At 35.2% G+C, this 14,590-nt stretch carries 10 protein-coding genes and 1 pseudogene; 3 read left to right on the top strand and 8 right to left on the bottom strand.

The genetic code is table 11. The annotated features are described in order from the left end of the window. Window positions 1-41 precede the first annotated feature (41 nt). Genes C9J37_RS11795 through drmA form a run of 6 tightly spaced genes read right to left on the bottom strand, consistent with a single transcriptional unit; the run spans window position 42 to window position 11,230 of the window. Window positions 42-485, bottom strand: a complete 444-nt coding sequence (locus C9J37_RS11795; protein WP_235617095.1) for a DEAD/DEAH box helicase family protein — start codon at window positions 483-485, stop codon at window positions 42-44. Between the two features lie 12 nt (window positions 486-497). Next, window positions 498-2,402 carry a site-specific DNA-methyltransferase gene (locus C9J37_RS11790; RefSeq protein WP_107895497.1) on the bottom strand — a complete coding sequence of 635 codons (1,905 nt, stop codon included), beginning with the start codon at window positions 2,400-2,402 and terminating at the stop codon, window positions 498-500. Beyond that, a complete protein-coding gene (locus C9J37_RS11785; RefSeq protein WP_107895496.1) occupies window positions 2,392-3,123 on the bottom strand; it encodes a DUF4391 domain-containing protein in 732 nt (243 codons plus the stop codon). The genes C9J37_RS11790 and C9J37_RS11785 overlap by 11 nt, the downstream gene beginning before the upstream one ends. Beyond that, window positions 3,120-6,374: a helicase-related protein gene (locus tag C9J37_RS11780; protein ID WP_201262162.1), complete on the bottom strand. Its 3,255-nt coding sequence runs from the start codon at window positions 6,372-6,374 to the stop codon at window positions 3,120-3,122. Before C9J37_RS11780 ends, C9J37_RS11785 begins: the two co-directional genes overlap by 4 nt. A gap of 18 nt (window positions 6,375-6,392) precedes the next feature. Continuing rightward, the gene (gene drmB, locus C9J37_RS11775; RefSeq protein ID WP_107895495.1) at window positions 6,393-8,123 is read right to left on the bottom strand and encodes an MrfA Zn-binding domain-containing protein; all 1,731 of its coding nucleotides are present in this window, start codon (window positions 8,121-8,123) and stop codon (window positions 6,393-6,395) included. Beyond that, the gene (gene drmA / locus C9J37_RS11770; protein ID WP_107895494.1) at window positions 8,120-11,230 is read right to left on the bottom strand and encodes a DISARM system helicase DrmA; all 3,111 of its coding nucleotides are present in this window, start codon (window positions 11,228-11,230) and stop codon (window positions 8,120-8,122) included. The genes drmB and drmA overlap by 4 nt, the downstream gene beginning before the upstream one ends. Window positions 11,231-11,444: 214 nt before the next feature. Here drmA and C9J37_RS28270 point away from each other — a divergent pair, with 214 nt between their 5' ends. The 3 genes and pseudogenes from C9J37_RS28270 (at window position 11,445) to C9J37_RS11760 (ending at window position 12,742) form a co-directional block, all read left to right on the top strand. Further along, window positions 11,445-11,603 (top strand): competence protein CoiA family protein, encoded by a 159-nt coding sequence (locus C9J37_RS28270; protein ID WP_167397304.1) that lies wholly within the window; start codon window positions 11,445-11,447, stop codon window positions 11,601-11,603. 80 nt (window positions 11,604-11,683) lie between these two features. Beyond that, a pseudogene (locus C9J37_RS29660) lies at window positions 11,684-12,055 on the top strand (tyrosine-type recombinase/integrase); the annotation flags it as partial. Between the two features lie 24 nt (window positions 12,056-12,079). Continuing rightward, window positions 12,080-12,742, top strand: a complete 663-nt coding sequence (locus tag C9J37_RS11760) for a site-specific integrase (RefSeq protein ID WP_407656244.1) — start codon at window positions 12,080-12,082, stop codon at window positions 12,740-12,742. A 368-nt stretch (window positions 12,743-13,110) separates the two neighbouring features. On the opposite strand, the gene C9J37_RS11755 is transcribed toward C9J37_RS11760, so the two are convergent. Further along, on the bottom strand, window positions 13,111-13,374 hold the full coding sequence (locus C9J37_RS11755; RefSeq protein ID WP_107895492.1) for a hypothetical protein: 264 nt from the start codon (window positions 13,372-13,374) through the stop codon (window positions 13,111-13,113). A 493-nt stretch (window positions 13,375-13,867) separates the two neighbouring features. Continuing rightward, complete coding sequence (locus C9J37_RS11750) at window positions 13,868-14,452, bottom strand: tyrosine-type recombinase/integrase (protein ID WP_107895491.1); 585 nt, start codon at window positions 14,450-14,452, stop codon at window positions 13,868-13,870. Window positions 14,453-14,590: the final 138 nt, after the last annotated feature.

Here is a 14,590-nt window from a genome sequence, read left to right as displayed (position 1 = left end):
CTTTTAACCTCACAAAAAATTTAAGGGTTACGCCCCTTAAATTATTTGTGAGGCGAGCAAGCGATAGCGCGCTTAGATTTAAAGCAAAATCTCAATTTTCCCTGTCCATTTTCTTGACATAGTATCACAACAATAATAAATTTCGTAAATCCATATTTACGGTTCATTTCTAAAATAGACTTTAAATAAACGAATGTTTTTCCTGTTCCTGTTTCCATTTCTATATTAAATTGCGGAAATGGTGACGGAATAGACTGCGCAATCGGAATGCCTTGCTTAATTTGAATTTGCTGTACGTTTTGCAAAAGCTTACTTTCTGACACATCGATTTTATTTCCAATGCCTTTTTCACCAAAGAGTTTACCTTGAGCATCTTGATCCATTATCGTAAACTCTGATTTACGAATTTGTTGTCCTTCAAATACACTTAATACAGCGTTTATTGCATCTGTTTGATAAGTTAATTCATCAAATTGAATTTTCATTACTTCTCACCTCTAAATCGTTAACAAGTTATCTTCTGGATAACCTGCATCTTTTAGGACTTCAATACAATTCAATTTTTCTGAATCACTGTTAAAACTTGCATCGCTGAAAATCACGCTACTTGTCTCTGTACCAAGCTCATCACGACGTGCAATAATAGCTTTGGCAATGTCTGTTTTAATCCCACTTGCTAAACAAATGAATAAGCTTCCAAAAGCAATATCGTAAATCATTTTACCATTTACTTCAAACGTTACAATTGGATACGTTAACTCCAAACCTTGCTTTAACATAATTTCATATACAATATCTAATTCTGAACGTCCATCAATAAATGGTGTTTCATATAAATCTAAAGCTTCTTCTAAATTTGTAAATTCAACATTCCATTCTCGGATATTCGATGTATCAAGTTTTAAAAGCTTAAAGCCGATATCCAAAGTATCTGGATCTACGATATTTTCATCAAGCATTCCTGCTTGTTGTTGCTTTTCTTTTAATTCAACTTTAACTTTTTCCCCTGCACGACGAATACGTTCTTCACCTATATCACAAATTGTTCTATAGCCATTCTTATGAGCTTCCGATTTTTCATCCAATGTTTCAGGTAACTGGACTAAGATAAATTTACGACTTCCACCATCTTCGGAGTTTAACTGAATTGTTGCGTGAGCAGTTGTTGCTGAACCTGAGAAGAAGTCTAAAATCAAGTCGTTTTCTTCTGTAAACACTTCCAACAGTCTTTTTAATAACCCTACTGGCTTAGGATGAGAAAATATCTTAGGTTGCTCAAATAGCTCTGAAATTTCAGCTGTAGCATCTGCATTTAAAGCTATATCAGACCAAATTGAAGAGACTTTAATTTTTTTGTACTCCTTTTCATTATAAAAAACTTTTTGCACAGGAGCAGTAATGCCACGTTTACCAAAGATAATTCTTCCTTCACTTATTCTTCTTTGAACTTCTTTTTCATTGAATACCCAGTAACGTCCTTTAGGGGGATAATGTATTTCTCCTGTATTTGGATTCTCAATCGAAAAATATGGGCCTTCATGATTAGCCGATAAATCTTGTGTTGTCCAAATACCTCTAGGATCATTATCAGGATTTGAATAATTTTTAGTTAGGAATTCTTCCGTAGGTAAAAGCCCAATTTCTTTCTCATTTATCATTTCGATTTTTTTAGCATAACAATAAATATAATCATGTATAGAAGGAATATGTCCCTGATTATTCCCATTCGTTTTCTTTTTCCATATGATAGTTCCTAATAGGTTCTTCTCACCATATATTTCATTCAAAATAAATTTCAGTTTTTCATGTTCCTCCTCTCCTATATTTATACAAATAACACCCTTATCGCTTAAAAGATTTCTCGACAATTTTAATCTCGCATACATCATATTTAACCAGTCTGTATGAAAACGACCATTACTTTCCGCATTTGTTGAAAGCAAATTACCATCCGTATCTACTTGGCCAGTTTGTTCTAAATAGTTCTGAACACCATCTTTAAAATTATCTTTATAGACAAAATCTCTCCCCGTATTATACGGTGGATCAATATAAATCATTTTAATTTTACCGTTATACGATTTTTGTAAAAGCTTCAATACTTCTAAATTATCCCCTTCAATATAAAGGTTTTCTGTCGTATCAAAGTTTTTACTTTTTTCTGGAACTGGACGTAATGTGCCTTTTGAAGACTTTTGTGCGCCTTCGATCATTTTTTTCTTGCCACTCCATGTGAACTGGTAGCGTTCTTGCTCTGTTTCTACTACTTCTCCTAATACAGTTTTTAGCATATCAATATCTATTTTACCGCCGTCTGTTAAAATTTCTGGGAATAGCTCTTTTAAACGTGCAATATTTTGTGATGTTATATCTAATGATTCCCCGTTCATTTTATTTACCATTGCATTGCTCCTTCTCTATTAATGCTTGTTTAGTAAGCTTTACTTTATTGGCTGCTTGTTGTAGTTCAATTCGCTTATTAAGCTGTGTTTCTTTTTTTGCTTGTTTCACATACTCGCCAATTTGTGCATCCATCAAAACGAGTTTCTCTAGCAAATTATTTTGTAAAGAAAACGGCGTATAAATGTTATAACGTGCTTGTAATTCGATTTGTAGTAATCGCTCAAGCCACGATTCATAAAACGTTTTTAAATTCATTTTACTAAGGTTTTCAAAGTTCAACTGTTCTTCCACTTGTTGAAGTGTTACAATTTCTTGCACCTCATAAAGAGTTTTACTTGCTAACAAACCGTCCTTTTTCTTTTCATGTGTCGCAAACACCCATTTTGTACGTGTTTCATCAAAGAATAAAATAACCAATGGATTTGGCATAATGCTCATAAACACTTTATAAATTTGTGCTGACTTCTTGAGTTCTTTTACGTTAACTGCTAAAAAAACGATTGAATCATAACGCTCTGTTTCACTTTCAAATACGTCGATATTCGTATTATTAGTTTGGATTGTCGCTAATATGCGAATACCTCTCGAAACAACGTGTTCAGAAATGATTTTTTTTTGAGCAGTTGTTAGCTTGTTTTCCATTTGATTATACGGCAATGTTTTCAGTATTTGTGTTGCTTTCGGAAAACTGATTGCTTTTAATAACTTGCTTTCATTCATTGCGCTTCATCCTTTACAACTAAAAATGAAACTAATTCGATTTCATCGTCACCTAAGTCTAACTGAGCTTGTAATGTATTTGCACCGAAGCTAAACAAGCTTTCAAACCCAACCTCTTCTTGTTTATCTTTAATTATATTTACCGCCTGCTTCAGTAAATCCTGATAATGCTCCATATCTGCCGCATCACTTGTTTGTTCATTGAACCATTGAACTGCATCAATCTCAGGCTCTTTTTTTCCAAGTGCTAGTTTACGATAAGCATCTAAGACTTTCTTTGCATGTGTATAATGAATAAATGCTTCACCTGCATCAGTTACATACAATAAGATGTATGGCGCAAGGCTATTACTTTCTATCGCTACATCTTTATACTGTTTAAAGCAGAAAATAACACCTGGCTGTGCTTCTGGCAGCTCCTTATTACTCACAACTGCATACAAGCCTTTTGGTGCAACCGCTAGATCTTTTTTATACGATTTTAACGCTGTACTTAAATCGCTTTTAAAATCCGTATACGTTAAGTCAGTAATTGAAATAGCACCGGATACATCCTCTAAGTTTAATACATCATTTTGCAACGCTTTTAACTGGTTTCTACGATATTCTAAATCATTCATTTCCTTAGATGACGTATCTAAAATATCTTCTTCCCCCGAAGCAGAAGTATTTAATATTTTCATACGTCCTTTTACACGTTCTTCCAAATTGATGTATTCATCTAAATCCATATTCGGCCAAAAGTTAACTAGTTGAATTTGTGTATTTGTTGAGCCAATACGGTCAATGCGTCCAAATCGTTGAATTACACGTACCGGGTTCCAGTGAATATCATAGTTAATTAAATAATCGCAGTCCTGCAAGTTTTGTCCTTCTGAAATACAGTCTGTCGCAAAAAGTATATCGATTTCTTCTGTCCGTTTACTGTCCACCTTGTGACGTTCTTTTGACTTTGGTGAAAAGTTTATTAAAATATCGTTAATATCTTTTACTCGAACATCTTTTAATGTACACTTGTTCGTTCCGCTTCCTACAACTAACGCTGAATGAAGCTGTTTATTCAATAGACGCTCTGATAAATTATCGTACAAGTATTTTGCTGTATCAGCGAAGGCTGAGAAAATGATAACCTTTTTATTTCCTGGATTTATTGGATTATCTATTTTTTCACGAATTAAATTTACTAATTGTTCAAGCTTTGCATCGCGCGTAGTCGAAATTTGCGTGGCTTGCTGTAATAAAACTTGCAATGTCGCTAAATCCGCACGTAAATCTCCTGCCCATTTTAATGCATCAATATCATTTAATTGAATTTGTACTTTATCACTACCAACAGTGATTGCTTCAAGTTGCTCATCATCAATCTCTGTCGCATCTTCATAATTTTCCGAATAAGTTTGTTGCGTTTGGAGCTGTAAAGTTTGTAGTGTCCCTTCAACTCGTGCGACTAATTTTTCAAGTGTAAGCCTAAATGCATGAATTGAACTTTCTAAACGTTTGAACAAGTTAACTTTCATTAATGCTGCTACTGCATATTCTCTATCTGTTTGTTTAAAGGTCGATTGACCATCTTTTACTTTTGTGTCATACAGTTCTTCGTAATGCTTACGTTTATGTGGTAAGACATATTTCATCGGTTGATAAATACTAAAACTTAATGACTCTAAGCGCTCATTGACTTCGTTCATATCAACGAAACGTTGTTCTATATCTACATCAGCTTTAATGGAAATCGGCTTTAAACGTGTTGGGAAACTACCTATATCTTTGACGTTATAGTATTTTTCAATATGCTTACGACTACGAGCAATCGTTAATAAATCAAGCAATTGGAAATAGTCTTGCTCGACCATATTTAAAAACTCTTCTGTCGTTCGCTTCGGTGCTGGTAACGCTGTCCAACGATTAAACGCAGCTTGTGCCGCGCGTAACGTTTGCTCAATGCTTTCAATACCTTCTTTTTGAAGTGCTTGATCGTTATCTTCCGTTATAAAGGCAATTTGATTTTTAATATCATTCATTTTATTGTTTACAGGTGTAGCAGAAAGTAATAGCACTTTCGTTTTAACACCTTTTTTAATAATTTCCTGCATGAGCTTTTGATAACGCGTTAATCGACCCTTGTGTGCATTGTTATTGCGGAAGTTGTGCGATTCATCGATGACAACTAAATCATAATTTGACCAATTTACTGTATCTAGACGTATTTCACCAGACATACCACCTTCACGGCTTAAATCTGTATGATTTAATACATCATAGTTAAAGCGATCTTCATTTAAGACATTTCTTTTATCGTTTTGCGTATAGACAGTCCAGTTATCTCGTAGCTTTTTGGGACATAAAACTAATACACGATCATTTCTTAACTCATAATATTTAATGACTGCTAGAGCCGAAAAAGTTTTCCCTAACCCTACACTATCTGCTAATATGCAACCATTAAATTTCTCCATTTTTTCAATCATGCCGAGTACACCGTCACGTTGGAATGGGTAAAGCTTATTCCAAATGACCGTATCTTTAAAATTGGTTCCTTCTTTAATAATATTGTCCTCTGACAGACCTTCTAAATTTTCAGAAAAAATATTATAGAGCGTGACAAAATAGAGCCACTCTGGCGCATTTTCTTTCTGAAAGGCGTCCAGTTGTTGCAAAACTTCAGCAGTAATCTCCTTTGATTTTGTTTCATCCTGCCATAGTCGATCAAACTCTGAAAGCATATTTTGCGTTACGCCCACTGTTTCTTTCATGACAGTATAACTAGCTTGTCGGTTCGAAGGAGTAATGCCTAATCCGTCCGCTGTAAATTCAATTTCCGATTGAATAAAAACGTCTTCATCCGTTTTGTTTTTAATCATAATTTGTTTAGGATACGTTACTTTCCCTAAAATCGTTTTAAATTCTGCATTTTCACGAATCCATTCTGATAATTCTCTTGCGATTTTTTTAGCTACCATCTGATTTCGTAAAGGAATTTCAAACTGATTTCCTTCTAACTGAAGTTGTTGGCCTTTTCGTTCTACCAATTTAAATTGATTATTTTCATCGATTTCTTGTTTATAAAAAGTTGGCTCTGTATAGAGAAATCGAAAAGATTCACCTTTAGCTAACGCTTTTTTCAACTCTTGAAAGACATTCATACTAAATTTTGCAGAAGCAACTGCAATTTTCGAACCTTTTTTTATTTCATTTTTCATAGCTTGGACAAGGGTGTTGTTCCCTTTATTATCGACTAAATCTATTTTCAACCATCTACACCTCTTACCTTACATTTCTAATAACTGATCGAAATAACCATCTTTTTCATTCGGATTAATATTGATTAATGTGCGACGATCTAACAATAAATTGCCCCATTCACAAGATGTCTCAGATACGAAAGTACATGCATGACATGCCGCTCCGTTCGCTGACGTATGATATTCAAATTCTCCGTCTGAACAGATTGGATCTGAAGAACAATAGCTCATTTTCTCCAACGACCTAATAATAATAGGTAATAATTTCTCACTCTGTGCTAAGTTTGTTAAACCACCTAAACTACCTTCTGAATCGCCAGAAGCAGTGTAAATAAATACGCCATACATATCTTCACTCGCGTAAATACGCTCTTTTAAAGATGTCGTTGTGTAACCACAATGCGCAGCTAATTGTTGTAACAATGCGTGACTAAATGTATGCAGCAAGATTTGACGTGGCAAAATATCTAATTGAGTATTATTAAATTCTTCACGGTAAGCATTATATGACTTAATAATGGCACTCGTTACCTGTTCGGTTTGTTCCCATTGTAATAACTTCTCTAAATTAAATTGAAAGAAAATACCCTCGCCGTAATTTCGCACAGCAGGTAGCCATTTGGCTTCATTTGTTATAACGACAGGCTGTGTTTTCACTTCATCATCTGTAAATCGATCAATGTAATCTAGACGAGTAAATTCTTTTAGCACTTGAACTTCCGGTACAGAATCTATGCGGAAAATGCCATCAAAATACGGCACTAAAATTGGTGCAATGTCGACTTTTTTAGATGAAAAATGTTCTTCGTTTATTTCATCCTGTATTAATGTATTCCACTCCTGCTTTTTAATCGATTCATAAGTCGAACTTTCTTCAAGTGTTATTTCCCCATCTAAATATCGTTTGATAATAGGTACAAATGAAGAAGGGATATTTTTGAAACTACACGCCATCTCAAGACCTGATTCACCCATACCTTGATACGCTTTACTAAAATTTTCTTTATCTTTTTCTACTAAATATAGAACATCGAATTCAGAGCTAGAAGTTGTTAAAGGGACCTGTAAAAAGCTCACAATCGACGGTGAATATACATTAGAGGCACCGCGTAATGTTGTTTTCATTTTGCAGTTACATTTCTGTTTAGCACTTTCACTAATCCAAGGTCTTTCCCCATGGCAATCAAATAAACTGTGATTCTCTCTTTCTTCGGGCTTCATAATATTCCCCAAACTTTCACTATGCTTACAATGCAAGCAAATTACGTGTAAGTCTGATAATGATCCACTTGATCCACGCGTTTTCAACATTAATCGCGGATCTTTTGATTGTTCTGTACAAGGCTTATTTCGATGAACCCATTCATCATAAGGAAAATCCGAAAGATGTCCATTTTCACATGCTAATACAAAACGGCTTGCATATAGCTCCTGTAGATCGTCTTCATTTTTGCGCGCACAATAGTAACACGTAGCATTATCATACCTCGTCATATTGTGGCATTTCGGGCAGATTTTCCATTTTGGGAATTCAACTGCCTTTATTTTTTGTTTATCAGGATTTTCATTTAAAATACGTACATGATCTACACCCAGAAAAGATGTAATGCGGACATCCTTTTCTTGTGGCGCCCTTCTTGTTTGCCACTGATCCGCGGATTTGATAATAACACTTTGATTTAATAGTTCAACGATTGCTCCTGGTCCTGATTGATATATTAATTGGGACGGTCTGATTGTTTCATTTTGTTCGGTCATGATTTTAACACCTCAATTTCAATAGCTGCTTCTACGTTTCTCAGTGACATCATAGCTGGACGAGCATCTTTTACTTTCACTTCTTCATTAAAGTTTTTTAATAAATATGCTTTTACATATTTCGATTCTTTATAGGCTAATGTATTTGCTGCATATTTGAAAGCTAGCTCTTGCCACCATTCTAATAAATCCTTTACTTCCGATTCGATTGTTGCACCGTATGCTTCCTGGACTCTTTCTAAAAATTGAACGGTAGCAGTATCTACTTTATTTTGTAGCTGTAATATTTTTTTCGGACTTTGCTCAGCATTGATTTCCATAATCGTTTGACGAATATACCCAATAAATGTACCTGTCAACCCTTTATATAATGCCCCTTTAGCAAACGGGGTCACACTCATCGTTTCTACATGACGATATAACGCTTGATGATACACTTTAAAGCGTTCGAAATGTGATAAGTCTCTAGAACGCATGGAATTTAATAGAATAAACACAATCCCTGGATATTTACGCCCCACACGACTTGTTGCTTGAATATATTCTGAAGTCGTTTTAGGTTGTCCTTGTACAATCATCGTTCCTAAACGATCTACATCGACGCCTACAGATATCATGTTCGTTGCGAGTACTGCATCAAGAACGCCTGCTTCATCCATTGTTTTTTCCATTTGCGTAAGTAATTGAGGAATTTCTTGCGCTTTTTTTCGACTAGTTAATTCTTCAACTATTAAATCGTGTTCAAATTTGTTAGTTGGATCTAACATATTTAATCGTGAGTTTATTTCGTCTTTAAACGTAGTGACCATCCCTGCCAATTCTTTAACAGTATTGAAATAACCTAACATTGTATAATAAGGATCTACTTTATACTTTTGCTCACTTCTTGTGATTGTTGCATAAGCACTATATGTTTGAATTGCTTGAATTTTATTACTTACCCCTGGCGCACAGATTCCTACATAAAATCTCCCTGGCTTTTCAGAAGTAGGGACTTCCTTTGAAACAAAATTATCATTTGCTTTTTGCACAGCTAATGGGAACTGCTGCATCTTTCGGCCATAGAGCGCTCGAATTTGCTCGTCCGCACCACTAATCGTCGCAGTTGAAGCTATTACTTTAGCCGGTCTTCCATTATGTCTTGTTAATAAATCAATCGCTACCTCATATAAGCCTGTTAAAGAGCCTAGTGGACCTGAAATCAAATGAAGCTCATCTTGAATGATTAATTCAGGTGGTTTCAAACGATTAATACGACTGTATCCTCTTGGAGTAGATTCGCTATATTCAAACCCTTTCTCTCGGTGATAAACATTTTTATTTCCAAATAGCTCATGCATATCTTGTTTCCATGGTAACTGAGCGATTTTATCCACTGTGCCTATTAACAATGTTGGTAACTTCTTGTAAATCGCCTCATCGATTGTAAATACAGGAATGCCATGTTTAAACGTACATTCTTTATTAGAACAACAAATTTTCTGCCAGTTATAGTTAATTTCATACTGCTCTGGTCCTAGTTCCGACCCACACCATGGACAATGCATTAGCTGAATAGGATTGCCCGCCTTAACTTCCTTACCTTCTAGTAATTGTTCAAGCTTATCCATTGCATCTTCAAATTTATTAGGTGAGGAATCCTTTCCAATCCACAACCCTATACTAAATGGCTCTTCTCCAAATAATTTTGCATTCGGCTTACGCAAAACTTCTGCAGCGCAAATCAAAGCTGCTGCTCGTTGAAATTGTTGAGTGGTTAATAAACGCAATGTATATCGCATAAAAACTGTTACTCCAGCATACTTGTCTATTTGATTTGGCGCTAATAATCGACGATACGCCATGACATAAGCAGCTACTCCTAAATACGCCTCGGTTTTACCTCCACCAGTTGGAAACCAAATTAAATCAACAATTTCTCTATCTCGATGTTGTTCATCCGATGTGCCTGCAATATTCATAAGTAAAAATATTAATTGGAATAAACGCCATTCGCCATCTAATGTAGGTTTTATTCGCTCACCTGTTGTACGATATGTTTGGGCCACTGCAGATTGCGCACGTTGCAATAACATCGCGCGGTTAGCAAACTGAAACGCTAAATAACATAGAGAATCGTTACTTTCTGTAACAAGTGAAATACCTTCTTCTAAACGTTGGATAATTTCCTTTACTTTTAAAACGTTTTGTTCTGCCTCAACTTTTAAATAATCTGGTAGCTCATTTATTATTTGAACTTCATGATTCAACCACAGTTTATAAGCTGCTGGTATAACACTTAACTTTTCTTTCAAAATGTCGGCAGGGTATTCACTTAAATCCTTCATCTTAAATGACTGATTCTCAATTTTACAATGCTCCACATTCGGCAATTCATATCGTGGCATCCATGTTGAATAAATCGTTGTAATATTTCCAACTGTTTCCCAATCAACTCCAACACCATGACCAATTGCTAGTTCTTCTTTATCACGATAAAGTAGTTCGTTTTGAATATGATATTGATCAGCCTTTGAAGTAAATTTTCTTACATAAGTTGTTGGTATGTGTACCTTTAATTCACATTGAAACATAACTTCATCTTGTTCCGGATATTGATTTTCGCGCTTTAATGTATTCATTAAAAAAACGTTCACATGATATAACTCATTTCGATATGTAACGGTATAGCGTACTTTTCCATACTTCGAATCGTTTATGTTTTCAAGTGTATCCATTAGTTTATTAGAAACGTCAATTTGCCATTTTTCTGATTGCGGCATCCTTTTATGCTCTTTATCTTCATAAATCGCCCAAGATGCTTCAATTTCTATTTTTGTTAATTGCTTCAATTTAAAGCTAAATCCCATTGTTGATGGGCGGAATATTTTTCTGATTGTTAGTTGTTCATTAATTTCTTCTTCACTTACTTGAACGTGTGTTTCAATTGCGTTATCACGTTCATTTACAACATCTGATGTCGAACCAAATGGTACAAGTTTACCTGTTAAATAAAGCTGCATTGGCCGGACCTCTGCCCCTAATATTTCATCTGTGGCGCGTGGGCCAACTAAATATGTTTCTAATTCATGTATTAAATCTTTACGTAAAATTGAATATTGCTCCATATAAATTACACAACCTTTCACTTTAGGTAGTTTCTACTATTATAGCACCTTGTAATTAAAGGAAGTAAATATTGACGAGAATATAATAATTTAAAATATTTTGTATCAATACCCAATATCTATTATCCAACCAATTTCAAATGTAAAAATATTGAAACCTTCTACTGATATTACTCGTAAATCTGATAAATACCATTTTAAAGGAGGTTATATTTTGAGAGAAGCTTGGCATACGAACGAAGAGACACTATACATAATCCCACAAAATTTACACGCAGATGAAATCGATAATCATAAGCAAATTGCCGAAAAAGGGACATTTATTTGCCCATACTGCAAAGCGCAATTATCTTTAAAAAGCGGAGAAATTTGAGGGAATTTCTTTTCATATTTGCACGGGGAAAGTTGTGAAGCTTCTAAACAAAGCGAAGCACGCTCACATATCCATTAACAGGTAAAGAAAAAACAACTACTCGTAGCGGCTTTAAAACAAAAAAAGAAGCTAAAGATGCTTATTATGAGTTACAAAGAGAAATTAAAAATGGTACTTTCGGAAAAGTTTCTAAAGACACGTATCAAGAGGTCTATGAATTATGGTTAGAACAATATGAAAATACAGTAGAGGATAGCACACTACTAAAAACTAAACGTATTTTCAGCAATCACATTTTACCTGCCTTCGGATCATATCGAATTGCTAATATTGATGCAGCAATCTGTCAAAAGCACGTAAACCAATGGGCAAAAAAACTAAAGCGTTTCAACATGGTGAAAAACTATGCAGCTCTTGTTATGAAATACGCCATTAAACACGGCATCATTGATAAAAATCCTTTTGAATTAGTTGAAATGCCTATTATCAAAACAAAAATTTCTATTGATGAAGATGATGAAGAGTTTGAAAATTTTTATTCGCGTGAGGAGCTTGTACAATTTTTAACCCATTTACAAGAAGACCTTGATATTAAAAAGCAAGCTGTCTTTCGTTTGCTCGCCTTTTCCGGAATGCGTAAAGGTGAAGGATTTGCGTTGAAATGGAAGGATATCGACTTTGATACTTTTAATGTTCGAATTACTAAGGCAGTGAAACGTGGCGAGAAAGGGCTTTATCTTGGACCAACCAAAAATGGTAAGCCTCGAACAATTAAAATTGATGAAGAGACCATTGGGATTTTAAAATTATGGCGAAGCGAGCAAGAAAAGATTTTGGCTGAGAAAGGGATTAACACTAAGAACAAGCAACAATTAGTGTTCTCTAATATTTCCAACGTGTTACAAGACCCTAATAAAACCGTACAATGGCTTTCAGACTTCCTTGAAAAACACAGTTTGGAGCATATTACGACACATGGACTACGTCACACACATTGCTCTTTGTTATTTGAAGCTGGTGCCTCGATTAAAGAAGTACAATATCGTTTAGGCCATAACGATGTGAAAACAACATTAGAAATTTATGCTCATGTTACGCGAAAAACGAAAGTACAATTAATAAATTTACAGCCTTTTTAAACAATGAATCCAATTAATTTCTAACAAAGGATTAACAAAGGTTAATAAGGTTTTTAATAAGGATTCAATCCAATTCAGTACAACTCAAAGACAATAAAAAAGTGCCATAAACGTTGATATATCAACATTTATGACACTCCATGAAATTCAGTACATTTCACTGTATGGAGACGGCGGGAGTCGAACCCGCGTCCCTTATTCGTTATTGCATCGCTATAATATCCGCATTGTTGTGTCGTTGACTGTACCGCCATTTGAAACGGTGATATAAACGTACTAGCGGACAAATATCCGTTCAATGGTCGTACATAGCATAGTCGACCTTCTTACGATTCATCTTACGTGAACGTAGATCGTTTGTAAAGCGTTTATTGCGCAACTATTACTGTACTCTCGTAAAATATCGCATGAATTTCCGCCACTATTTCGGATTCGTTCATACGAAGATTTCTCCGATACTTTAATTCTCGCATCATAGCAATTTCTTTAAAATTATACTTACGAACACGCCAAACACCGCCCGCAAATGCAGGGAAATGTCGTTGAAGAAAATCCCCATATTCATTTAGCGTCTTGTCGGATACTCCGACTAATTCCCTCGCATTGGTTGCCTTAATATTCCGTTCATGCACCGATACCACTCTCCTTCACGTACCGAGTATAACGCCCTTAATTTCGTAGTAGTATCCACTAAAATAACCGAATTACCTACGACAAAACAAAGGAAACTCGACGGATATTGTTTCGATATATTTTACAGTATTGTTATGATACGGAGAAATTGCTATGACGCAAAACTGACGCAAGTTAAATCAAAATAAATAATTTCCTCATATTTGAAATAATTACATATATAGACTAACAACAAACGCACCTCAGACGATTCTATGCGTACAACTACCCTACTTTGCGAATGTCGATGCGTTAGAATTGCGTCTGACAGCACACTAACCCTACGAATTTAAAAATATTGTGTGGAATTTTTACCCTGGGGAATAAAAAATATTGCATAGAAGTAGTAATCGGCAGGATGGCGGATTACAGCGGACGGACTTGGGTAACGCAATTTCAACGCAAAAAAAAGAACGACCAACAAACGAATAGAATCGTTGTTAATCGCTTTTATTAAAAGAATGAAACGTTTTTTATGCTTTGTTTAATTCGTTCGTCAGTCATGCCGATGTAACGAAGCGTTGTCTTTTGCGAACTATGATTAAAGATTTCCATTAGCGTTGCTATATCGTTAGTTGCGTTGTAGTATGTGTAACCGAACGTCTTGCGCATTGTGTGAGAACCAACGGAATGATTGCCTATTTGATCGCCAGCTTTAATAATAATGCGATAAGCTTGTGTCGTACTAATATGTGCGTCGCCTTTGCGTGATGGGAATAAGTACGTTGTTCCTGGCGGCAATGTATCGATATAATCCGCAATATCAACCATTAGCTGATCGAGGTGTACGGTGCGCTCCTTCTTCGTCTTGCCTTCCCGAATCTTAAACGATGACTTCCCCTTTACCTGTTCGACTTTAAGCGCTACTAAATCCCCGCATCGTAAGCCGGTAGATATGCCGAGCTTGAATAGTAGTTGATTGCGTAGCCCGTATTCCTTCGACATACCTAAAGCTTCTAACATCTCGCTTATTTCTTCTTTCGATTTTAACGGCTGCACATCGATTAACATGCCTTTTTTCTCGTTATGATTAGCCATAATTACGCCCCTTTTGAATGTATCCTTTTTATCGTTATATCTAAAATAGCATACATTCGTTAGATACGCAATTATCAAACCGCTATTTAACAACGTTTTATATGTATTCTTTTTAATAAAAGCATACATTCGCAGATT

The sequence above is a fragment of the Lysinibacillus mangiferihumi genome, from assembly GCF_003049665.1.
GTDB classification, from domain to species: Bacteria; Bacillota; Bacilli; order Bacillales_A; family Planococcaceae; genus Lysinibacillus; species Lysinibacillus mangiferihumi.
This window is presented reverse-complemented; position numbering and strand designations above follow the sequence as displayed.